This window comes from Paenibacillus sp. JGP012, from assembly GCF_014203995.1.
GTDB classification, from domain to species: Bacteria; Bacillota; Bacilli; order Paenibacillales; family Paenibacillaceae; genus Paenibacillus; species Paenibacillus silvae.
Genome location: NZ_JACHKG010000004.1, coordinates 1 through 22,816, shown reverse-complemented (window position 1 = coordinate 22,816; position 22,816 = coordinate 1). Strand labels below are relative to the sequence as shown.

Annotated in this window: 18 protein-coding genes and 1 pseudogene; 7 read left to right on the top strand and 12 right to left on the bottom strand. The window is 45.8% G+C overall.

All coding sequences use genetic code 11. From position 1 onward, the window contains the following. The first annotated feature begins 79 nt into the window (after positions 1-79). On the top strand, positions 80-457 hold the full coding sequence (locus HNR77_RS06670) for a PilZ domain-containing protein (RefSeq protein ID WP_184181959.1): 378 nt from the start codon (positions 80-82) through the stop codon (positions 455-457). 229 nt (positions 458-686) lie between these two features. Here the strand turns inward: HNR77_RS06670 and HNR77_RS06665 are convergent, their stop codons facing one another. From HNR77_RS06665 to HNR77_RS06640, 6 genes are all read right to left on the bottom strand, one after another. Further along, positions 687-2,591 carry a beta-glucoside-specific PTS transporter subunit IIABC gene (locus HNR77_RS06665; protein ID WP_184181957.1) on the bottom strand — a complete coding sequence of 635 codons (1,905 nt, stop codon included), beginning with the start codon at positions 2,589-2,591 and terminating at the stop codon, positions 687-689. A gap of 131 nt (positions 2,592-2,722) precedes the next feature. Beyond that, complete coding sequence (gene licT / locus HNR77_RS06660; RefSeq protein ID WP_111272041.1) at positions 2,723-3,574, bottom strand: BglG family transcription antiterminator LicT; 852 nt, start codon at positions 3,572-3,574, stop codon at positions 2,723-2,725. A 242-nt stretch (positions 3,575-3,816) separates the two neighbouring features. Then, positions 3,817-5,232 (bottom strand): glycoside hydrolase family 1 protein, encoded by a 1,416-nt coding sequence (locus HNR77_RS06655; protein WP_145406230.1) that lies wholly within the window; start codon positions 5,230-5,232, stop codon positions 3,817-3,819. 44 nt (positions 5,233-5,276) lie between these two features. Then, complete coding sequence (locus tag HNR77_RS06650) at positions 5,277-6,956, bottom strand: S-layer homology domain-containing protein (RefSeq protein WP_184181955.1); 1,680 nt, start codon at positions 6,954-6,956, stop codon at positions 5,277-5,279. 239 nt (positions 6,957-7,195) lie between these two features. Further along, positions 7,196-8,653 (bottom strand): glycoside hydrolase family 1 protein, encoded by a 1,458-nt coding sequence (locus HNR77_RS06645; RefSeq protein WP_145406279.1) that lies wholly within the window; start codon positions 8,651-8,653, stop codon positions 7,196-7,198. 299 nt (positions 8,654-8,952) lie between these two features. Next, entirely contained in the window at positions 8,953-9,246 is a 294-nt protein-coding gene (locus tag HNR77_RS06640) for an MbcA/ParS/Xre antitoxin family protein (protein WP_184181953.1), read from the bottom strand. Between the two features lie 151 nt (positions 9,247-9,397). On the opposite strand from HNR77_RS06640, the gene HNR77_RS06635 reads away from it, so the two are divergent. Both HNR77_RS06635 and HNR77_RS06630 read left to right on the top strand, forming a co-directional pair. Beyond that, a complete protein-coding gene (locus HNR77_RS06635; protein WP_184182386.1) occupies positions 9,398-10,462 on the top strand; it encodes a suppressor of fused domain protein in 1,065 nt (354 codons plus the stop codon). A gap of 163 nt (positions 10,463-10,625) precedes the next feature. Continuing rightward, entirely contained in the window at positions 10,626-11,432 is an 807-nt protein-coding gene (locus tag HNR77_RS06630) for a hypothetical protein (RefSeq protein WP_184181952.1), read from the top strand. Positions 11,433-11,506: 74 nt separating this feature from the next. Here the strand turns inward: HNR77_RS06630 and HNR77_RS30610 are convergent, their stop codons facing one another. Next, on the bottom strand, positions 11,507-13,297 hold the full coding sequence (locus HNR77_RS30610) for an ABC transporter ATP-binding protein (protein ID WP_184182384.1): 1,791 nt from the start codon (positions 13,295-13,297) through the stop codon (positions 11,507-11,509). Between the two features lie 173 nt (positions 13,298-13,470). Here HNR77_RS30610 and HNR77_RS06620 point away from each other — a divergent pair, with 173 nt between their 5' ends. From HNR77_RS06620 to HNR77_RS06610, 3 genes are all read left to right on the top strand, one after another. Then, a complete protein-coding gene (locus HNR77_RS06620) occupies positions 13,471-14,847 on the top strand; it encodes an ABC transporter permease (protein WP_260410399.1) in 1,377 nt (458 codons plus the stop codon). Between the two features lie 12 nt (positions 14,848-14,859). Beyond that, on the top strand, positions 14,860-16,374 hold the full coding sequence (locus HNR77_RS06615) for an ABC transporter permease (RefSeq protein WP_184181950.1): 1,515 nt from the start codon (positions 14,860-14,862) through the stop codon (positions 16,372-16,374). A 245-nt stretch (positions 16,375-16,619) separates the two neighbouring features. Next, complete coding sequence (locus tag HNR77_RS06610; RefSeq protein ID WP_184181948.1) at positions 16,620-18,440, top strand: ABC transporter substrate-binding protein; 1,821 nt, start codon at positions 16,620-16,622, stop codon at positions 18,438-18,440. Between the two features lie 68 nt (positions 18,441-18,508). Here the strand turns inward: HNR77_RS06610 and HNR77_RS06605 are convergent, their stop codons facing one another. The 5 genes and pseudogenes from HNR77_RS06605 to HNR77_RS06585 all read right to left on the bottom strand — a co-directional run bounded on the left by HNR77_RS06605 (position 18,509) and on the right by HNR77_RS06585 (position 22,328). Further along, on the bottom strand, positions 18,509-19,147 hold the full coding sequence (locus HNR77_RS06605; protein ID WP_184181946.1) for a sugar O-acetyltransferase: 639 nt from the start codon (positions 19,145-19,147) through the stop codon (positions 18,509-18,511). Positions 19,148-19,159: 12 nt separating this feature from the next. Then, positions 19,160-19,972, bottom strand: coding sequence for a Cof-type HAD-IIB family hydrolase (locus HNR77_RS06600; protein ID WP_184181944.1), 813 nt, complete (start codon positions 19,970-19,972; stop codon positions 19,160-19,162). 230 nt (positions 19,973-20,202) lie between these two features. After that, positions 20,203-21,186: an ROK family protein gene (locus HNR77_RS06595; protein ID WP_260410365.1), complete on the bottom strand. Its 984-nt coding sequence runs from the start codon at positions 21,184-21,186 to the stop codon at positions 20,203-20,205. 253 nt (positions 21,187-21,439) lie between these two features. Continuing rightward, positions 21,440-21,673, bottom strand: a pseudogene (locus HNR77_RS06590) (MFS transporter); the annotation flags it as partial. Between the two features lie 196 nt (positions 21,674-21,869). Beyond that, positions 21,870-22,328: a hypothetical protein gene (locus HNR77_RS06585; RefSeq protein ID WP_184181940.1), complete on the bottom strand. Its 459-nt coding sequence runs from the start codon at positions 22,326-22,328 to the stop codon at positions 21,870-21,872. Between the two features lie 178 nt (positions 22,329-22,506). On the opposite strand from HNR77_RS06585, the gene HNR77_RS06580 reads away from it, so the two are divergent. Beyond that, positions 22,507-22,707 carry a hypothetical protein gene (locus HNR77_RS06580; protein ID WP_184181938.1) on the top strand — a complete coding sequence of 67 codons (201 nt, stop codon included), beginning with the start codon at positions 22,507-22,509 and terminating at the stop codon, positions 22,705-22,707. Positions 22,708-22,816: the final 109 nt, after the last annotated feature.

Sequence of the window (22,816 nt, the reverse complement as noted above, 5' to 3'; positions counted from 1 at the left end):
GTCGCAGCACTCTTCATTTCTCGTTCAAAACTGTCGATATAACGATAACTGAATTTTTTTAAATTTGATGGAGGAATCTATGTCGATTAACAATAGGAAAGAACCTTTTCGCTATACTCTGAAGGAACCGATGTCCTTCGAAATTTATATTTTGAGCATTAACGGTATGGACGGTCCACCCAAGCCCATTCAGGCCGAATTGTGCGACATCAGCCGGTCCGGTTGCCAAATTGCTTTTCCGCTGTCTCTGCCTGTAGAAAATAACGACATACGCATCGCAATTAATCTCAAACTTTCTGAGGATTTGTTGTATGTTGAAGGTACTCTCCGGTGGGGGTTGGAAAAAAACACATTATGGCACTATGGCGTGCAGCTTGAAGTCGAAAAGGAAACCCAGGACCGATGGTCCAGAGAGATGCGTATGCTGGCAGGTCAAGGTAAAATTGTAGTGAGATAAGAGACCATCATTTTTAGCTGCAAATTTTACTATATACATAACAATATATAGATTTCTCCATTAATAGTCTGTCTTCAAACCTAATTTGTCCAAACACAAAAAAGCAGATGCTTCCCCAGACATGATCCGAGGAAACAGCTGCTTTGTCGTTTTCAGGATAACAGCGATTGGAAGGTTATTCTGTCATCGGAGTGGACTGTGTAAAATCTTTAGTTCAACTTATATGGCTTTATGCTTTGGCAGTGAACAGCAGTTCTTGTTCCTTCACAGCTGTACGGCCAGCAGATTCGATGGATGCATACTGATGCATATTCGTGATAATGACTGGAGTAATCGTTGTGTAACCTGCTTTTTCGATCTCTTCGCGGTCAAACTCCATCAGCACATCCCCTACAGAAACCTTGGCTCCTGCCTGAACTTTTGGTGAGAAGAATTGACCTTTTAGCTTCACCGTATCAATCCCGATATGAATCAGCATCTCAGCTCCGGTATCACTAACCAGACCGATGGCATGTCCACTCTTCGATAATGAGAATACCGTTCCGTTGATTGGAGAAACAACACGGCCTTCCGTCGGTTGAATTGCAAAACCTTTACCCATAATTTCTTCCGAGAACGCAGGGTCGGGGACTTCGCTAAGCGGACGAACTTCACCCGTGATCGGGCTGAATACTTGCTCATCTTGTGCTTTTGTTTCTTCTGTTACAATTGGAGCAGCTTCTTTGACTGGTTCTGCTACAGGTGCTGCAGTCTCAGCTACCGGGGCAGAAGCCTCTTCTTCCTGGAAACCAAGAATGTACGTCAGTACAGCTGCAGCCGCGATTGCAATTGCGCCACCCGCCAGTGCATACAGCAGTGTGCTGATGGCCGGGCTGATAAACGCGGCAATGCTTGGCAGACCTGCAAGACCAGTGATAACATACGATTTTACATTGAAGATACCCATAAACGCACCCGCAATAGCGCCCCCGATCAGGGCTGCAATAAACGGTTTTTTGAACTTCATGTTAATCCCGTACATAGCAGGCTCTGTGATCCCCATGACCGCTGTAAGTCCTGTAGAATAGGCCAGAGACTTCGTTTTGCTATTTTTCGATCTCAAACCTACACCAAATGCTGCGCCCCCTTGTGCAAGGTTAGCTGCAAACATCAGCGGAATGATGAAGTCATAACCCAGTGTTGTCATCGAACCAACAACGATTGGCAGCAGCGCATAGTGCATACCTGTAATAATCAGTAGCGACATTGTACCGCCAATCAGAATACTTGCAAAGATAGACATGTTGTCAAACAACCATGAGATTCCGCCGGACAATCCGTTACCAAGTACCGTACCCAATGGGCCTACAGTCATCAATGTAACAGGAACCATAATCAGCAATGTAACTGTTGGTACAACTAACAGCTTCAGCGAAGCGTGTGTAATACGATCAACGGCTTTTTCCACATAAGACGCAATCCACACGGCAAGAATAATTGGAATTACGGTTGATGAGTAGGTTGCCGCAATCACTTTAATGCCGATAAACGTTGTGTCTCCTTGAGCGAGCAGCGCCGTAATTGTTGGATGCATAATACCGGCTGCGAGTGCAGCCGCGATAAACATATTGCTGCCCAGCTTACGCGCTGCACTGATTGCCAGAATGATTGGCAGGAAGTAGAATGCACCATCACCAATGGCAGATAAAATAGTGTATGTCGAGCTTTTATCGGATAACCATCCCAGAGCGACCAGAATGGCTACAATCCCTTTGATCATACCTGCACCCGTGATCGCTGGCAGGATTGGAGTAAAAATACCTGAGATAAAATCAAACAAAGCACTTATCGGATTTCTTTTTTTCTTCTCACCGCTTGTAGCACCTGACGATGCATCTGCATTCGGAGATTTGGACATATTGCCTACCAGTGCATTGTAAACTACAGGCACATCGTTTCCGATAATCACCTGAAACTGACCGCCATTCTCCATTACTCCCATAACACCTGGTGTATTTTTAAGCGTTGCTTTGTCCGCTTTTTTGTTGTCATTCAGATTAAATCTGAGTCTTGTCATACAGTGGGTCACTTGATCAATGTTCTCTTCGCCACCAACAAGCTTCAGAATATCTTTGGACAATTGTTGTTTATCCATTGTGTTTTGCTCCTTTTATGTGTATTGAAAGGTTAAAAAAAAACCTAAACACCGAATAATGATGCAAGCTTTAAAAGCTTATCATTAATCAACGTTTAGGTTTTGCCTTTTTTGCAGTAACAATCCCAAATTTATTCAATTGTTTGTTCATTTCGTACAACACGTTCAATGTGAATGGTGAGATACAGCACTTCTTCCTTGGACAAGACCCGATGATATATTTTGCGCGTATAATCGTTAATCTTGACGGCACATGCATGTGCTTCCGGATATTGCTTGCTCACCAGGTCATGAAGCGGGTTGTCCTCTTCCTTGTCCTCAATCGCCGTACCTTGCAGTACACGCTGAGCAAAAAACTTCAGATGGGTCAGGAATCGGTAATAGCTCAGTGAATCTTCATCGAGTTCGATGACAAAGCTGCGCCGAACAATATTCAAAATATCCTTCACGATATTCATAATACTGATCGTTTCCCTCATCTCACCATTCATCTGGGCATTAACCAGATGCATCGCGATAAAGGCGCATTCGTCCTCGGGAAGCAGCACACCCAGCGTTTCTTCAATAATCTGCAATGCCTTGAGGCCAATCGCATATTCCTTGCGGTACATCCGCTTGATCTCCCAAAACAGCGCATTACGAATCTGTAATCCTTGACGATGCCGATCAATGGCGAAATGAATATGATCGGTCAGTGAAATGTAAATGCTCTCATGAAGCTTCTCACCAAGTACCGTCTCGGCGTAACGAATAATTTCATCCGAGCACTCCACATATTCAACCGGGATATCGGACAGAAGTGTCTTCAACTTCTGGGATACTTCCTTGCTTTCGAGCGAAAATATTTTTTCGACGAGACTTTCGTCGATCAATTCACCAGTATGCTTCTTGAAGGCAATTCCGCGTCCCATAACGACCAGTTCATTACCTTCCGGGTCTATTACAGTGACCACATTGTTGTTGAGTACCTTCTCAATTTTCATTTTCTCCACATCACCTTGCACCGCCAAAGTAGTAAAAGGCAAAACCCAAAACAGGTTACAATGTGTACCTGCCTCTGGTTTTGCCTGATTGAACAGTAACAATCCAGTATTCAATAGCCTTAGGTCTATCTTACCATACAAGCTTGCAAATGACAACGTTTTTCTGAAAGCGGTTAATGTGCATCTGTGCAAAATAAAAGGCGCTCATCCAAGGTGATTTTGGCATTCTGATCATTACTTCATTATTTTTGAAGACTTGCTCCATTGGTACTAATAACTTCCTTGTACCAGTGGAAGGACTTTTTCTTGTAACGCTCCAGTGAGCCCGAACCGTCATTGTTGCGGTCTACATAGATAAATCCATAACGTTTCTTCATCTCCGCGGTTGATGCACTTACCAGGTCAATACATCCCCAGGACGTATACCCCATCACTTCTACACCATCTTCAAGAGCTTCCCCTACTTGTACCAGATGGTCGTTCAAGTATTGAATGCGGTAGTCATCATTCACTGTTTTATTTCCGTTTTCATCCGTAATGAGTTCATCAACGGCACCCAAACCATTTTCGACAATAAACAACGGTTTCTGATAACGGTCCCAGTATTTATTGAGGGTTACACGCAGCCCCTGCGGATCAATCTGCCAGCCCCAATCACTTGCTTTCAAATACGGATTTGGCACACCTGCAAACAGGTTTCCTTTGCCTTCTTTTCGTTTCTCGGGGTCACCCGTCTCGCAAATACTTACATAATAACTGAAGGAGATGAAGTCTACCGTATGTTTAAGAATGTCCGCGTCTCCGTCTTCAAACTTGATATTGATATTGTTGGCTTTGAAATAACGATTAATATATTTCGGATAATAACCACGTGCATGAATATCGGCAAAAATATCATTTCTTTGCTCCGCATGCATAGCCGCAACCACATCATCCGGATTAGGTGTGAGCGGATACGTTGGCATACTCAGCACCATACACCCGATTTTCGCTTCCGGCATAATTTCATGGCCCAGTTTAACGGCAAGCGCACTTGCTACTAATTCATGATGGATCGCTTGATACAGATCCTGCTTGGACAGTTTTTCTTTTGGCGTATAGATGCCCCCGCTCATGAAAGGCTCTTCCAAAATAGAGTTGATCTCGTTGAATGTGAGCCAATACTTCACTTTTCCTTTGAAACGATTGAACAGCACCGTAACATAACGTTCATAAAACTCGATCATTTTGCGATTAACCCAGCCATCATAGGTTTTGGACAGATGCAATGGTGTCTCATAGTGAGAGATCGTTACGAGCGGCTCAATACCGTACTTGTGACACTCGTCAAACAGATCATCATAAAACTGCAGACCCTTCTCGTTTGGCTCCAGTTCGTCACCTTTGGGGAAAATGCGAGACCAGGCAATCGATGTTCGGAACACCTTGAAGCCCATCTCGGCAAACAGTTTAACGTCCTCTTTGTAGCGGTTATAAAAATCAATACCGATCAATTTCAAGTTATCTTCGGTAGGGCCTTCTGTTCTTGGTGTTGTAATGCCATGCGGCATAACGTCCTGCACAGACAAACCTTTGCCGTCAACATTATATGCTCCCTCAAGTTGGTTCGCCGCTACTGCGCCGCCCCACAGGAAATCCTTCGGAAATGGTGTTGTCATTTGAATTCATCCTCTCAACATTGATTATCTATCCGTTCAGAGCTTTATTTTGTCCCCACTTGCTCGAGACGTTGCATGATTTGCTCTAGCTGTGCACCTGTTACGGTTTGTTTCATATCAAACTTCCCTTTGCTCACTCCCGTCATTACACCTGCACGGGCGCTATTCTGAATTGCTTCATATGCCCAGTGTTTGCTGTTGACATCGCCAAACACCCGTTCCACCGAATCAGCAGCAGGCTTCCAATCCTGATTAGCCAAGATATGGTCTACAATGACTGCCATCTGCGCACGTGTTACTTCCCTCTCTGGGGCAAACTGTTGGTTGCCGATGCCTTTCATTAGTCCTGCCTTGGTCACCTTCGCAACAGCTTGAGCAGCCCAGACGGGAGCTCTGTCCACATAAGGATAATCCTCAGTTCCTTCCGAAAGCTGTAAAGCATCAGCCAGTATCACAGCGATCTGTGCGCGGGTTACAGCTTCAGACGGTTGCACACCATGCTCGGATGAACCTGTGCCCTGCTCTTCATTCGTTCCTTTATGAAATTTGAACAAACTAGCGATAACCTCTTTGTTGTTGAACGCAGGTACCCAGGACCAGTGTTTCAAACCACCGTAAAACCTCTGGCTATCCATGTACGCATCATCATATAACGTTAAGTGTACCTGCTTCGCTCCCATCTCTGTCAAAGCCTGATACGCAAGTGAGCTGGTACGACTATCCGTTGTTGGATCATTTTGAGCGTGCATAATCCACATTGGCACATCCACAATGCCTTTCAGTTCTTTCTTGAACGCGTCAACGGAACCTGTATAATCCGCAACGGTATCTTTGGCAGCAACGATGATTGCTCCGGCAAACAGATCAGGATACTGCATCAGGAAGCGGAATGCACCTCCGCCGCCACTAGATACACCAGACAGATAAATACGGTCAGGGTCTACTTCACCTTCAGCAACAAGCTTTTGGATCAACTCAACCTGAGCTTCAAAGTAGGCCTGCATAATTGGCAACTGCTCTGCATTGTTGTAAATTTTGAATTTGTAGTTCTCAGGATATTGCACCGCTAGTACAGAAGTATCATACCCCGATTCCGTCCAGACTACTGTACCGCGATTTGCAGTCAGATGATTCCGTCCGTCCGTTCCAACTTCACCTCCGCCGTGGAGCCAAACCATCAGCGGCTTCGCTTCTTTGGAAGGACTGCGCTTCAGGTTATAGGATAGCGTTACACCGTTGCTGGCTGTAAATTGTGCCTTTTCAAACTCATCTACCGTACGTGTTTTCACCTGATTCACACTTTTTTGATCAAAAGAAAGCTCTGGATAGGTTTTGCTGGTTACGGCAAACTCGGATTTCAGACCTCCAGGATATTTGAAAGGTTTCACGGCCATATGGATTGTATCATCCTTAATGGACAGTGTGATGCCATCATCTTCGTAATTGTCCTGCACAATTTCTCCCGCAGCATTTAACGGATATCCATCATAATTCCCTGTAATATCGAAGTCCGACGCCTTCAGATTTTTGTATTTTTCCACGTCTGCAACCGTAATGTCAAAAGATTCGACCATTTCACCCGGATCACCAACAAACGTATTCGCCTGAATTTGCGTCACTTGTGCGCTTTCTGCACCTGTTGTCCCAGGCCAGATCATACTCAGACTTAGCGTTAATGCCAACATACAAGAAACATGTTTAACGCCTCTGTTCCACTTTTTCAAAAAGAACCCCTCCAGCTCATATGATGGTTGATTGCAAAGTAAAAAGCGGACAAGCGCCAACCAAAAGGGTTGTATGAAGCGAAAGCTCATATCACACTTTTAAGTCAGGTTTTGCCCGCTCCTGTGCGGTAACAATCCTAAGAATGTCATCACTGAATATCTCTATATTTCAGGTGTTTATTTCGGATGTGTATCTACTCACTCATGCACTCGAAAAGGTGTCATCCAGAGCGAAAGAATTACAGTTGCTCACCATTGCTCGCAATGACATTTTTGTACCATTCAAATGAATCCTTTTTGGAGCGTGCCAGAGTTCCGTTGCCTTCATCGTCCAGATCCACATAGATGAAGCCATAACGCTTGGACATTTCGGATGTAGACATACTCACAAGGTCAATTGGGCCCCATGCGGTAAATCCGATGAGCTCAACCCCATCCTTGATTGCTTCTTTCATCTGTTCAATGTGTTTCTTGAGATAGTCGACACGGTAAGAGTCATGAATGGAACCATCCTCTTCCACTTTGTCATACGCACCCAGACCGTTCTCTACGATAAAGAGCGGCTTCTGATAACGATCCCAGAAATTGTTCAACGTTACGCGCAGACCGATCGGGTCGATCTCCCAACCCCAGTCGGAAGCTTCCAGATAAGGGTTTTTCACACCACCCGTCAGATTACCTGTAGTTTCAGCAGCGTCCGCAGAAGCCGATTTGGTCACGGACATGTAATAACTGAAAGAGATGAAATCTACGGTGTTGTTCAGCAGAATCTCATCATCGCCTGCTTCTTTTTGAATGACAATGTTATTCTCGTCAAAATAACGCGCCATGTAGTTCGGGTATTTACCACGAGCGTGCATATCTGTGAAGAAGAGGTTAAGCTGATTCTCATGCTGAGCCAGTTGAACATCAACCGGATTACAAGTCGCCGGATAGGTTTCCATACGTGCAAGCATACAGCCCACTTGGGAGCCAGGGATAATCTCATGTGCAAGCTTCGTCACCATCGCACTTGCTACAAATTGATGATGTAGTGCTTGATACGTTGTTTGCAACTTATTGTCTACTTTATCAATCAGAATGCCGCCGCCCGTGTACGGACTGAACACCATCACATTAATCTCATTGAACGTCAGCCAATATTTCACTTTATCTTTGTAACGTTTAAATACGGTTTCTGCGTAACGAACATAGTGTCCGATCACTTCACGGCTTGCCCAGCCGTTATATTTTTGCGTCAAGCCAAGCGGAGTCTCATAGTGAGACAGTGTAACAAGCGGTTCAATACCGTATTTATGCAGCTCATCAAATACTTCATCATAGAATTTCAAGCCTGCTTCATTTGGCTCCTGGTCATAACCGTTCGGGAAAATACGTGCCCAGTGAATGGACAAACGGAATACTTTGAAGCCCATCTCAGCAAACAGTGCGATATCTTCTCTGAAACGGTGGTAAAAATCAATGCCAAAGCGTTTCGGAAAACGTTCTTCAATTTTGCCAGAGAGAATCTCTTCGATTCGGGAAGAGGAAATTTCCATGGCATGTCCACCCGTACGCTTTTCTTTTGGCACATGAGCGATCATGTCCGCTGTGGATAGACCTTTACCGTCCTTATCGAATGCGCCCTCCAGTTGGTTTGCAGCGGTAGCACCGCCCCACAGGAAGTTTTCAGGGAATCCTTTTTTTGCCGTGGTCATCATAACAACCTCTTTTCGAAATAGTTTTTGGTCTTTCATCGTTCAAGAGCAGGCTCAAAACAGAGCAGAAAACAAGAAAAACCTAAACTCAGGGTAAAATGGCACCAGAAAAAAAGGGCCTACATTTCACCATCAGTTTAGGTTTTGCCTGTCTTCACAGTTACAATCCATCAAAAGATGTTATAACATATTCTGTTGTTTTGCTCTTGTAATGTAAGCGTAACACATTTATTTTGTAAAATCAAATCCATCAAAATAAGTCGCTTCAGACCGCATTCAACCTCATCTAACAAGTCATATTAACGCGGCATTTGCATAATCGCTGCCCTAAGCGCGTTAGCTCCTTCTACCGTTTCCAGATAACTTGCAGGACTTTGGTCCCCTAGAGCCGGAACCTTCTTATCCATCCACTTGAACGCATAGTCCTCCATTTCACATAAGAGCACCTTGCTTATATCATCTGGAATTCCTTTTTTTCGTGCGTCTTCTTTCCATTCGTTCGGCACCCGAGTATACCATTCGTCAAACAGCTGCGCGAAGGAGTCCCATTGCTCCTGTTTAAATACAGATGAATAACTATCTTTCATACTCATGTAACATTCCTGCCCTTCTTGGGAGATGTGCCCCTCAGGTCCTATCTCATATAATTCAGCCTTAAGCTCCTTGCAGCCATTATTGTAACAGTTACACTTAATTTTAAATGATCTTCAGGCCAAAGAACAATCAGGAAGGAATGAAATGATGATGTCACATGAAGAAAATACCTCCGGCTGGGATGCTATTGACCAGGCGATGCAGCAAATATATGGAGAACAAGAGCCTAAACATTACGGCACAGCAATCCCCTATATGCTTGGCGGGCCTGATCCCTTGGATGGCATTAGCGCCTACGCGGTCGATACACCGATGCCGCACTGGCATTTTGTTACGTATGGCTTCTCGGAACTCTATGACAAAGAAGCTGAGGATACGTCTCGCAGTGGATATGGATTCGAGCTGACGTTTCGTCTGACACGCACAGAGGATGAAACGGAGCCCCCGGCATGGGCGCTAAACCTGCTGCAGAACATGGGACGATATGTGTTTAACAGCGGAAATCTGTTCCAGCCTGGTGATTATCTTGATGCTAATGGTCCCATCTGTCTGAACTCCGATACACTGCTGACTGCACTTGCCTTCGTAGCAGACCCGGATTTGCCTGAACGGATGACACCTAACGGCGCTGTGCAATTCATTCAAATGGTCGGCATAACCTGTCGGGAACTGGAGATGATCCAGAGCTGGAATACCCGTGGTTTTCTGGCTGCCTGTGAGAGCTATATGCCCAAGTATGTCACGGATTTGATGAGAAACTCCTACGCAGATATTCCTTCCGTGATTCAGGCAACGCAGCGCGGCATTGAGGTGGACGGTTCAAGCACAGCCTTTTTATTCATACAACAACTAAGCTGGGAACCTGCACGCAAAAAACTGTTACAGAAAAATGTGCCTGCCAAGCTTGTATTGGGCGCCCAGCAGGCCACACTTCTGAGCAGCATTCTCCGCAGTCGAATCGCCAAAAAAGCGACTTTGTCCCTGATCGGACCTGAAGTCAATATCGTCTTTGAAGCCGGGGACCAGCCATCTGTCGTTGAAACCGAACGAGAAGTGAGGCTGACTGTAAATCAGCAGGCCGTCGATGAGCTTGCAGGTCAGCTTCGTCCTCAGGCCAGTTCCTTTGAGCTTCCTTCACTGGACAAGCTTCAGATCGAAATTGTGCCAACACAGATTAAGGATCAGGAAGGCAACGTGATTAAAACGATTGGATAACCTGCTTAATCCAGCGCTGAAGCTGTTTCAATGGCTGTACAATTGTCTTATTTATAGGAGACGCCTATAGTTTCCTAATAGGTGGAAATAGAGAACGGATGTGCCACACTTTTGTTGCGCACAACAAAGAAAAAATCACACACATCTTTTCAGGAGGGCTTGTATGTCTATTATGAAAAAAACATCTTTATTCGCTATGCTCATTATGGTAATGCTTATAATCGCTGCTTGTGGAGACAAGGCAGATAACAATGCAAAATCCAACAATTCCACTGCAGCGTCATCGACGACTGCAGGCACCGATGACGCTGCATCCAAAACCGATGATACGGACAAAACCAGCGAGACTGGCACAGACAGTACTGACACTTCCAGCGAAGAGAGCAATGCATCCGACGATACGTCAAAAGTAGAGCTGGGTACAACTCAGAAAGGTTCTTACACCAATGATTATTTCGGCGTATCATTGAAATTCCCTGAAGCTTGGCAGTTCCAGGATGCGGAGGGCATGAATGAACTGACCAGCGCTACTTCCGAAGTGATTGCTGGTGACGATGCAACGAAGAAGAAACAGATGGAGTTATCTCAAGCCAAAACGCTGAATCTGCTTATGGCATCACAATACCCGCTCGATGGCAGCAAGGTTGGCCCTTCCGCGATGGCTATTGCCGAGAAAGTCAGCTTGCTGCAAGGCATTCTTACAGGGAAAGACTATCTGAAAGCCACCAAAAAGTTCATGGAAGACAACAGCTTTCCCTATAAATACAAAGATTTCACCAAAGAAACCATTGGTGGAAAAGAGATGGATCTGATGCAGATTACGATGGATGCAGGCGACGGAACAACGATTACCCAGGATTATTACAGCACCATCATTGAGGGATATGCGTTTAACTTTATTTTCACGTACATGGATGAACAAACCAAATCCGAGATCGACAACATTAAAAAGTCGGTTCAATTCAAATAAAAACAAGGAGCCCCGGCGAATGATGCAAACCGATCACGCCGGGGCTCTTTGTTTTTTTGTACAATAACAATCACTTAACCTGACAAGGCTACCCAATGCCCTTCTTTCACCTCAACCCATCGGGAATGCTCCAGATGATATCGGTCTCCTGTGTCCACACCTTCCTTGTCTTGCTCCCCTGCAGCGACACGTGGTTTATTCTTCTCCACGGCCGGATCAGGAACCGGAATAGCTGACAGCAACGCTTTGGTATACGGGTGCTGCGGATTGGTGTACAGCTCTTCACTCTCGGCCAGCTCTACAATTTTGCCGTTATACATCACCGCAACACGATCACTGATATGTTTCACCATCGACAGATCATGTGCGATAAACAGATATGTCAGTCCCAGACGCTGCTGCAGCTCTTCGAGTAATTGCACGATTTGCGCCTGAATGGAGACATCCAGTGCCGACAACGGCTCGTCGCAGACAATAAACTCCGGCTCCACGGCCAGAGCTCTCGCAATACCGATTCGCTGGCGCTGTCCACCCGAGAACTCATGCGGGTACCGCTGTGCATGGGATGGATCAAGACCCACCATGTCCAGCAGCTCCTCCACCCGTTTTTGCCGTTGCTGGGCAGTGCCCGCAAGCTGATGAATATCCAGGGCTTCGCCGATGATATCCATAATTCTCATTTTAGGATTAAGGGAAGCATACGGGTCCTGGAAAATAATCTGCATGTGTCTTCGCATCGTTTTCATCTCGGCAGGTGTGAGGCGCTGCAGCGGAATGCCTTTAAAGAGCACATCTCCTCCTGTCGGCTCATGCAAACGCAAAATCGCTCGCCCCGTGGTTGATTTCCCACTGCCTGATTCACCTACAACACCAAGTGTCTCCCCTTGACGGATATGAAAGCTGATATCATTCACGGCTTTTAATGTATTGCCTTTGCCGAGATTGAAATATTGTTTAAGGGATTTGACTTCCAATAAGGGCTGGGCGTCATGTACTTCTTGTTGAACCAGAGAAGCCGGTTTCGGCTTTTTCTTCTCGTCCAGACGCGGCAGCGCGTTCAGCAAACGGATCGTATACGGATGCTTTGGATTAGCAAATATCTGCTCCGTGGTTCCCGTCTCGACAATCTCTCCTTCTTTCATCACGACAACACGGTCACACATGCCCGCGACGACACCCAGATCATGTGTAATGAGAATAATGGATGTGCCAAGCTGATCCTGCATATCCTTCATCAGATTCAGGATTTGTGCCTGAATGGTCACATCCAGAGCCGTTGTCGGTTCATCCGCAATCAGCAATTCAGGGCGACATGCAAGAGCAATACCAATCATTACCCGCTGACGCATGCCCCCGGAAAATTCATGTGGGTATTGGTTGTAGCGTATAGCGCTTTGTTTGATGCCAACCCGTTCCATCATGGCAATGGCCTGTTTTTTGGCTTCCCTTTTGGATAGCTTCTGATGTTTGATCAGGCTCTCCGAGATTTGTTGACCCACCTTGATGGTCGGATTAAGCGAGCTCATCGGGTCCTGGAAGATCATGCCGATGTCGCGGCCGCGAATGTGTTCCATTTCCTTTTGTGATTTCCCGGCAAGATCAACACCTTTAAACCAAATTTCACCCGATTTCATCTGTGAAGGAGGCGAGGCAAGCAGTCGCATAATGGAACGTGCGGTTACACTTTTACCGCTGCCCGATTCCCCGACAATGCCTAACGTTTCCCCTTTCCGAAGTTCAAAGCTTACCTGCTTGACCGCCTGAAATTCACTCTCTCCTGTGTAAAAAGAGACCGACAAATCATTCACTCGAAGTAAAGTCTCCACGTGTACAGCCTTCCTTTCTTGCCCATTCGACCAGTTTATATGTATACAATTCCATACCTTGACATTTAAACATACCCTACCTAATATATACTATATTGATCGGAATAATGCAATTAACCTTCGGTGAAAGGAGGTATTATCGTTTGACTGATGGAGTACAAAGCCAAAGCACCTCACGTTTGGCAGCACATCTGAGCTTCATTTATGGCAAAATGCTGCTTCATCCCGTGTACCGATATGTACTGCTGATTTTGGGGTTACCGATAAATCTGATCATTTATCTGCTCTGGCGCTCTGATCGAAAGCAGGATCAATGGGACGCTGTCAGACAGCAGATTGAACAGGAGCTGCGAAGCACTTCCACCCTTGAGGTCAAGCGGTTGGAGCTTGAAGAGCAATTAAGACGAAAGCATCGGTTCTTCAAACAGGAGGTCAGTGAGGCAGCGTTCAATCAGCAGCTTCACAGCTGGCTTGAGGAAACGCTTCAGAAGGAACTGCAGGAACGAACGGCGCGCGAACTGGAGAAACAGGGGCGATACCGCCTGGAAATGCATGATACATTTGGTCAGTGGATTGCCAAGCCCTGGTTTTTGACTTTGTCTATCCTTCCAGGCTGTCTCATGTACCTCATCCTGTTTCTGTATGGCAATGCGTATCTCAAGTACATATTTGAAAGAGTGCTCATGACAATCTTTGTCATTCTGGGTGTAGCCACACTTGTATTTACGATTTTGTACCTGTCTCCGTTTAATCCGGCAGCCAATATTCTTGGCGTAACGGCGACTCAGGAGCAGATTGCAGCCTTTAATCATGTATATGGCCTCGATCAGCCTTATCTGACACAGCTGTGGAACAACATCAAAGGTGTCGCCACGTTTGATCTCGGCAAATCTTTTGCGGGAAATGAAAATGTAACAGCCACGATTGCCCGGAAGTTTCCCATCACACTGACTCTTGCCGTGATCTCGCTGCTGCTGGCACTGGTTATTGCTTTACCTATCGGAATTATATCGGCGATCAGGCCTAATTCCTGGTTTGACTACACGTTTATGTTCATCGCCCTGATTGGATTGTCGATTCCGAACTTCTGGCAGGGACTCATTTTTATCCTGAATTTCTCAATTAAAATGCAATGGCTTCCCGCCACCTTTAATCCGCAGAACTGGCTGTCCATGATTATGCCGGTCATCGTGCTTGGTACAGGACTCACGGCTGCGGTGGCCCGAATGACCCGCTCCTCCACGCTGGAGGTCATTCATGAGGATTATGTCATGACTGCTCGGGCCAAAGGGTTAAGTGAACGTCACGTCATGCTGAAACATGCGGTACGCAACGCACTGATTCCGATTATTACGGTCGTGGGGCTTCAATTCGGAGCTATGCTGGGCGGGGCAGCGGTAACAGAAAAGGTATTCAACATTAGCGGACTCGGCAGCTACATTGTAGATAAACAATTCATTCCTGATATTCCGAGTATTATGGGCGGAGTGATCTACACAGCAATCACGATCTCTATTGTGAACGTTGTGGTTGACCTGTTTTACGCGTTTATTGATCCAAGGGTCCGCTCCAAAATGAAACAATATTAAAGCAGGTGTACTATGACAAAATCAGACTCCTTCACACAGGAAACACGTTTCAGGCTCAAGTCCTCGCAACAATACAGTCAAGCCAGCTTTGCATGCATTACTTCGGTGCTGCTGACTCTGCTGCTGCTGATCAACAGTTATGACTGGAGCGAGCAGGCCATCCAGCCTTTAGTAGCAGGGATGGCTGGTGTATATCTGTTCTTCACGTTGATGCAAAGTCTGCTCGTCATTCGAATCAGACATAACCTGATACATCATGGCGCAATAGCAGCTTTGACACGCAGGCTGGCCTGGGTGCAAACGCTGGCTGCTTTTACAGGCAATATTTTTATCGCCACCGCGGCCCTGCATTTGATTCGGAAGCGAACGAGCATTGAATACACGTTTGCCGTATACACCCTGTTAACCCAGCTGTTTGTGATCGGTGTATCGGCGCTCAACGTGTTCAAGCCTTATGTTGCCGATACCTTTCTGCCATCCATGGCGGTGCTCCTGTGTATGCTGGTGATTGATCTGCTTGTACTGATGATTATATCCCGTTATGATGCGGCCTCACCTCTCCCTCGCTGGATGACGGTTGTAGGTTTGGTGATGATCATTAGCGTGATTACAGGCAATCTGTTCGCTCTGCTGCTTGGCATATCGATCCTTCGTTGGTTGCGCAGACAGGGGCAGCAGGGAACAAATTTCTGGAATGATCTGTGGGAGCGGCTTGCTCCAAATATGACAGCGATGTCCGGACTTTTTTTCATCATCTTCCTGTTTTCCATCTCGATCTGCAGTTTCTTTACGTTCGACTACAGCATGGCTGTGGAAAACAACTATGGAGCTCTGCTTCAGCCGCCTTCTCTGGCTTATCCTCTGGGAACGGATGATTTCGGCCGATGTTTGTTTTCAAGAATCGTCTTCGGGGCCCGGATTTCCTTGATTGTCGGTTTTATGTCAACACTGATTCCGGTCGTGATTGGCGGGGCGCTAGGGGCCTTCTCTGGTTTCTATGGAAGACACACGGATAATATCATCATGCGCCTGCTGGATATTCTGTATGCCATTCCGGGCATTCTGCTCGCCATCGCAATCATTGCCGCTTTCGGTGCAAACACGGTGAATCTGATTATAGCGCTGAGTCTGGGCTCCATCCCGACGTATGCAAGAACGATGCGGGCCAGCGTGCTTTATGTATCCACGTTTGAGTTTGTTGAGGCGGCGCGTGCGCTTGGGTACAACAATCGTACGATTATTTTCAAACACATCATTCCCAATGCACTCGCACCGATGATTATCAAATCCACACTCACGATCGGCGGGGCCGTCATTGCAACCAGCAGCTTGAGTTACCTTGGACTTGGTGTAGAGCCGCACATTCCGGAATGGGGCAACATTCTGAAGCTGGGCAGCACCTATCTGGAGACTCATTCGTATCTGGCGATCTACCCCGGACTGGCGATCATTCTGCTTGTGCTTTCGTTTAACTTTCTCGGTGACGGATTGCGGGATGCACTTGATCCCAAGCTGGAGAAGGCGTGACAGATGGATTTATTCAGTTGAACTAAAAAAGTAATTTACACGGGACACTCCGATGACAGAATAACCTTCCAATCGCTGTTATCCCCAGATTTTTTTGATTCCCCTTTCTAAAGGGGAAAATCCGGTGATAAAGGCGACCGCTCCGCTTTTCCAGGTTTTTTCTGTCCTCTCCGTTTTTTGTGTAAATGAAATAGTTCAAAAAAAAATCATACATCACATCTATTAACATATTGGAGGGGATTATCATGAAAAAACGTACACTTGTCGCCTTGCTGCTCATTCTCGTGCTTGTGATCTCTGGCTGCAATGTGAAAACAAAGACCGAATCCCAGGAAGAGAACAAACCTTCCGACACTTCGGAAACGTCAACCAAAGCAGTCGATATTGAGCTGCTCGCTATGAGCTCATCCGAGAATGATGTCAACATTATCCGCGATCAGCTGACCAAAAACGGCTTCAATGTAAAGCTGAATCTGCAGCCGGATTACGGCAGCTTTAAATCCCAGCAGGACGCAGGGAATTATGATATCGCCGTGTCCAGCTGGACAACGGTAACGGGCAACCCGGATTATGCGGTTCGCTCTCTTTTCAAAACAGGTGGAGATTACAGCATCCTTGCGGACCAAGAGATTGACAAGCTGATTGATCAGGCCGCAACACAGACACCAGACGAATACAAAGCAACGTACAAACAGCTGGAGGACCGTCTGGTTACAGACCAGGCGTATATCGCTCCACTCTATATCTCTCTGAAAAGCCAGGCTGTAAACAAGGACATTCTGAATGTCGATACCGTTCGCCTGTCCAAATCCCGTGCGCTGGCGTGGGAGCCGATTGAGTTCAAGGACAGTTCCAAAAACAGTAAAGATCCGTTGATTTTGACACAAGCTATGTCGGTGCTGACTTCCCTTGACCCGATCAAAGGAAACGACGGTTCAATCAACCAGATTAATACGAACATGTATGTACGTCTCGTCAACCTGACGGATGACGACCAGCTGACAGCGGATGGTTCACTATCCCGTAACTTTACGATTGCAGATGGCAATTCGGAGTATTATTTTGTGCTTCGTGACGACATCAATTTTGCCAAGATCGAGAACAAAAAGGCTGTTGATACGGGTGAGCGTGTAGGTGCAGATGACGTCATCTTCTCCCTCGACCGTGCCAAAAATAAAGATTCGGTGCCGGACCACCGCACATACAGTCTGCATGAGCATATCAAGCAGGCGGAACTGGTCACAGACTTGAGCTCACTGGAGGCCGTGAAACAATCCGGGGGCAGCGGAACCGTGCTTGAGGCGCTGAATCAAGGACTGGACAGTGATATCAAAGAGCTTGTGAGCGATAAAAATCAGGCTGATAACGGTGCAGGCAAATACCAGGTCGTTAAGGTAACCACCACTGAACCGTTCCCGCAAGTGCTGAATTATCTGGCACACCAATCGGCGGGTATCGTATCCAAGAAACAAGTGGAAAGCATCAATACGTATGATGTCGCATCCTTCGATGTGAACAAGGATATCCCTTATGGGGATCAAAACACCGTAACCGAGGGTGCAAGCTATAACAACACGCTGTATACCAGTGGCCCTTACATTCTTTCTTATAAAAATGACTACGAGGGTGTCTTCCTGAAAAATCCGGGATACCGCAAAGGTTCTGACTTCGCGCCGAAGATTGATCAGGTAAACGTGCGTTTCATCGCGGATGCCGACAGTGCCCTCTCTGCACTTCGCAGCAGTGAAATCCACCTGTATTACGGGGTGCCTGAGACGAAATATGACATTATCCAGAATGACAGCAAATTGCAGCTGCAAAGCATTCCAAGCAATGCCGTATCGTATCTGCTGTTCAACACAGCCAATCGTGAAGTGGCCAAGAGCAGTGATCTGAGAAAAGCAGTGCTGTATTCCATTAATCAGGATGAGATTCTGCAATTTTACAAAAACAACAAAATCAAAGCATACTCTACCGTAAGCCCGCTTGTGCAAACAGGCAATGAACTCAAGGCTGATCCAGCCAAAGTGAAGGAATTTCTGAGCAACTATCACGCGTCAAAATAAACTTCTGAACGAAAAGGCTGTCACCAGGATCATGCAGATCCATCGGTGACAGCCTTTTTCCCGTTATTTCATTCTGGCACTTGGCAATCTGCCAAAATGTCTGGATAGTGCCTCATGCTATCCGCCTCTGTAATGCTGCGGATCACTCTACATGGCACGCCGGCTGCGAGTGTGTTCGGAGGGATATCACGTGTAACGACACTTCCTGCTCCAATGACACATCCGTCCCCGATTGTAACCCCACCGCACACTGTAACATTGGCAGATAGCCATACATCATTGCCAATCGTAACGGGTTTGGCATAACAAAGTGCCTTCAATTCACCATGCTGATTCACCATCTGTCTCCGTTCACTTGCAATCAAGGGATGCACGGGAGTTACGATGGTGACATTCGGGCCAAAGCTGGTATAGTCACCAATCGTCACTTGTGCATCATCCTGTATGGTCAGGTTATAATTCGCAAAAAAGTGGTGGCCGATCCGGGTATGCACACCATAGTGAAAGAAAATGGGACCCTGCATAAATCCGCCTTCCCCCAGCTCACCCAGTAACTGTTGTAATATTTGCCCTCTTTCCTCCGTCTGTTCTTCAAAGGATTGGCTATAACGCTGACTGAGATGATGAGCTTTCCTCTTGATTTCCTTCAGTTCCGGATCACCCGGATTAAACAGCATACCTCTCAGGATTCTTTCTTCTTCACGCATCGCGACTCCCCCTCATCTATACACTTCCTGTAAATCCATCATGGCCTGGATCGTGACCAGCACACCGTTTTCGTCATTGGATTTGGTTATAAACTGAGCTGCGCGTTTCGTATTCTCACAGGCATTGCTCATTGCAAAGCTGTATCTGGCAATCCCCATCAGCTCAACATCATTTTCTCCATCACCAAAAGACATCGTCTCGTCGAAAGTTACTCCCAGCATCTTCTGCAATGTTTTGACCGTTTCACCTTTATGCGTATGCAGCGCCGTTATATCCAGCCATCGGTGTTCAGAATCAACAATATAGATTTGCCCTTCCATGGTCTGTTCTACATGTTTTCGCAGTGCTGTACAGCGTCCGTGTGGATCGAATACCGTAATTTTTATAAAGGAAGTGCTAATGCCTGCAAAAGAGTCCGTTTTGATAACCTGCTCATACGAGCTTTTCACAACGTCATACATCTCATCCGAAATGGAAGTATGCACATAAGCTGCATCACTTGCACATACGATGATCGTCATCTGAGGATCAAACAACTGAATCTCCTCGATGGCCTGCAATGCCAATGTGCGCTCCATACTAAACTCTCGAACTACCTGCCCGTCCTTCTTGATTCTGGCTGCACTGTCCCCAAGAATCCAAACACCTTTGCCATGTTCACCGAATAATTTCTCCACACGTTCGCACTGCTTTCCGGTACACGCTACAAAAGTAACACCTTTATGTTTCATCACTTCATGAACTTCTTTAAACAATTGCATGTCAAATGAGCCTTGACTGTTCAGAAACGTTCCATCCAGATCGGTTACAACAAGTTTAATCATGCTGAGTGCCTCCATTAGGAATTTATTTAGGGAAATTAAAGGACGATGGATCACTATGCTGCATCAAACTTATTAAATAATCTTTATTAATATTGTTTATGAAGTGTCTGCAATCCATCCTCTCCTCCACATGATCGTACTTCGTGTAACTGGTTTCATGTCAATACAAAGTTTCGATCAGATCTTCTGCTCCCTTCAAAAGTAAAAATCCACAGAACCTGTTCTGCGGATTATTTAACTTCGGATAATATGGAAACCTTCAATGCTTCAAGAACCATGTCTCTTAACCCTGCATCAAAATCTTGCTGAAATGAGTTCTGATGTACGATCTCAGGCAGAGCGGGCATAGACTGTTCCTGCACATATTGTTCCCATGCCGAATGCAGTTCTTCCCTGTGCACCCTCTCTTGATAAATCACAATCTCGTGCGGCGCAGCAACGGCATTGACTGTATGCAAAATCCGGCATACCTGTTCTATGAAATCCGAGTTACTTATATCCCCTTTCCAATCAGGAGAACCAGGGAGATACTTGATCTCGCCAAACATCCCGTTTTTACCACGTATAATGTGTCCGTTCAGCATCATGCCCATCCCGGGCGGATAACGATTGGGAAAATAAATGCCTGCCACACTCTTCTCCTTCGTATCCTCATGTAAGCTACAATATCCGCTAATCGCTGAATTCACATCATTCTCCACAATAACTTGCAATCCAGACTTGCTTTCGATCTCCTGAATCAAATGAGAGTGGATAAGTTCGTCATGGCTGCTTACGATAATGTCTCCATCCACAACCTGTCCGGGGATACCTATTCCGATCATATGAATGGAAGGATACGCCGCAATACAACGCTCGATCAACTCGAGCACATGCTGTTTATTTAAAACGCTCAGAAGGCTCTCTTCTTTTAACAGAACTTCATTCTCCAGATTGATCACTACTGCCGTGATCAGCTCCTGACCTTTCATCTCTTTCAAGGACAGAACCAAAGCAAGCCTATAGTTATAATTATATCGATAAGCCTGGGCAGGGCGTCCTCCATTCGATGGAACGATTTTATCCTGAAGCAGCTCACCGTCCTCACACAGCTCCTGAATGAGCGCATTAATGGTCACTACGCTAAGATTCGTTAGGGAAGCAAGCTGCGGTTTCGTTGCCGTTTCAATCTGCTGCATGACTTCACGCACAATATTCATGTTAATGTGTTTCATCATTGTAGCGTTCGCTTTTTTCATAAGCCTCTCGTTTCTACCCCGGTTCAATAACCAAAGCAATCGTATTCATGTTATCGTGCTTCAATCATAACATAATACATTGCTTCAACGCATGATGTTCATTCAAACAGATCGTCTATAGATTTGACAGGTTGAACATCCATTGGTTGCTTGCACAAAGTCATATGTACATAAACACCTGCCCAGATGATCAGAGCCATAATGACGTATGCCATGCCTCACACCTCCTTCATTTATGTGGTTTCATTAGTGGACGATTGACCATTTCTGCACAGATCAGCATAAGTATCAGCAGCAATAGCACTACGCCGGGAAAAGATGACATGCCTGTTTTCGATGCGAGCAATCCAAAAAGCGGCGGAAGAAGTGTAGTTCCTGTATAGGCAACAGCCATTTGATACCCCATGAGTCTTGCTGCATTTCCTTTACCGAAGCGGGAGGGCGTTTCATGCAAAAGTCCAGGAGACCCAGACTGATAAACGCCAAATAGATGATCAATAAAAACCAGGTTGCCAACAGGATTTCTCCTTTCTTGATGCAGTACTTTAGTGACATTAATAAATATACTTTATAAAGATTATATCGTAAGTATGCAGACATCATATATCCTTGTCAATATAGAAAAAGCGCCAACTATTCTGAGAAAGTGTCTTGAACCGTCACCGTATGGTATATCTCCGTTGGATGTCCGGCAGCAAAGTTACCGTTTGGATACCGAGCCCCCAGGCAAAATAGAACAAATGAATGAGCGAAACATTCTGAATCCAGAACATCTGCAAAACGATCCAGATAAGCAAAACATGCCCTGTATACAAGGAAAAACTCCAGGCCCAGTAGCGTTCGGGATAAAGGTTCAACTTCTCACCTAGCACCCACTTGCACCTGTACAAGAGAGAGATACAAATATAAATAGGGAGCACACCAAGAAGCAGCAGCAGTATCATTCCCGGAATCAAAAAATCAGTAAAGGGTGCATTCTTCAGTAGAGAATCAGGCATATTCAACCATTTTCCGGATGGATAAATCACCAGCATTAGTCCGCCAGCGACAGCTCCAATCCCCAGCAAGCCATGCATTACTGCAAGCACGTATGATTTTTCCGAACGATGTGTTGTCATCATGAAGTGCTCCCCTCTTTTATTTAATTCCAATCCTATTTTCTCATAATTGAAAATAAAACCCTGTGCTTCTTTTCACTAAAAGGGTCATATGGATTATTTATATGGAAAAACTTGATAAAGGAACGTATGTTCGGTATAATGGCGATAATACACTGAATGAGCGAGGCATAATATGATGGATGACAAATTTATTAAAGAATTGCGTAGAATTAGCCGTGACGACAGGCGCCGATCCGAGTTTATGATTCAGGGCATGAAGGAAACATTGCAGGAACGCAAAGAGGAAGGTGTGCTTAAACGCTGGTTGCGGCGGCGCAAGATCAAGAAGAGCATCTCTGAACGATTTAGCTCGGACTCCTCTTCTAACGATAAGTAAATAGAGTTGAACATGAATCGAGTAGGAGGCTACCCATTAGTTGAGTAGCCGACCTCTCACACCACCGTACGTACCGTTCGGTATACGGCGGTTCAACCGCTTGCGTGCA

What these genes read in the sequence shown, in the direction of transcription:
- HNR77_RS06670 (WP_184181959.1), top strand. Translation starts at nt 80, where the DNA reads ATGTCGATTAACAATAGGAAAGAACCTTTTCGCTATACTCTGAAGGAA.
- HNR77_RS06665 (WP_184181957.1), bottom strand. Translation starts at nt 2,591, where the DNA reads ATGGATAAACAACAATTGTCCAAAGATATTCTGAAGCTTGTTGGTGGC.
- licT (WP_111272041.1), bottom strand. Translation starts at nt 3,574, where the DNA reads ATGAAAATTGAGAAGGTACTCAACAACAATGTGGTCACTGTAATAGAC.
- HNR77_RS06655 (WP_145406230.1), bottom strand. Translation starts at nt 5,232, where the DNA reads ATGACAACACCATTTCCGAAGGATTTCCTGTGGGGCGGCGCAGTAGCG.
- HNR77_RS06645 (WP_145406279.1), bottom strand. Translation starts at nt 8,653, where the DNA reads ATGACCACGGCAAAAAAAGGATTCCCTGAAAACTTCCTGTGGGGCGGT.
- HNR77_RS06640 (WP_184181953.1), bottom strand. Translation starts at nt 9,246, where the DNA reads ATGAGTATGAAAGATAGTTATTCATCTGTATTTAAACAGGAGCAATGG.
- HNR77_RS06635 (WP_184182386.1), top strand. Translation starts at nt 9,398, where the DNA reads ATGTCACATGAAGAAAATACCTCCGGCTGGGATGCTATTGACCAGGCG.
- HNR77_RS06630 (WP_184181952.1), top strand. Translation starts at nt 10,626, where the DNA reads ATGTCTATTATGAAAAAAACATCTTTATTCGCTATGCTCATTATGGTA.
- HNR77_RS06620 (WP_260410399.1), top strand. Translation starts at nt 13,471, where the DNA reads ATGCTGCTTCATCCCGTGTACCGATATGTACTGCTGATTTTGGGGTTA.
- HNR77_RS06615 (WP_184181950.1), top strand. Translation starts at nt 14,860, where the DNA reads ATGACAAAATCAGACTCCTTCACACAGGAAACACGTTTCAGGCTCAAG.
- HNR77_RS06610 (WP_184181948.1), top strand. Translation starts at nt 16,620, where the DNA reads ATGAAAAAACGTACACTTGTCGCCTTGCTGCTCATTCTCGTGCTTGTG.
- HNR77_RS06605 (WP_184181946.1), bottom strand. Translation starts at nt 19,147, where the DNA reads ATGCGTGAAGAAGAAAGAATCCTGAGAGGTATGCTGTTTAATCCGGGT.
- HNR77_RS06600 (WP_184181944.1), bottom strand. Translation starts at nt 19,972, where the DNA reads ATGATTAAACTTGTTGTAACCGATCTGGATGGAACGTTTCTGAACAGT.
- HNR77_RS06595 (WP_260410365.1), bottom strand. Translation starts at nt 21,186, where the DNA reads ATGAAACACATTAACATGAATATTGTGCGTGAAGTCATGCAGCAGATT.
- HNR77_RS06585 (WP_184181940.1), bottom strand. Translation starts at nt 22,328, where the DNA reads ATGACAACACATCGTTCGGAAAAATCATACGTGCTTGCAGTAATGCAT.
- HNR77_RS06580 (WP_184181938.1), top strand. Translation starts at nt 22,507, where the DNA reads ATGGATGACAAATTTATTAAAGAATTGCGTAGAATTAGCCGTGACGAC.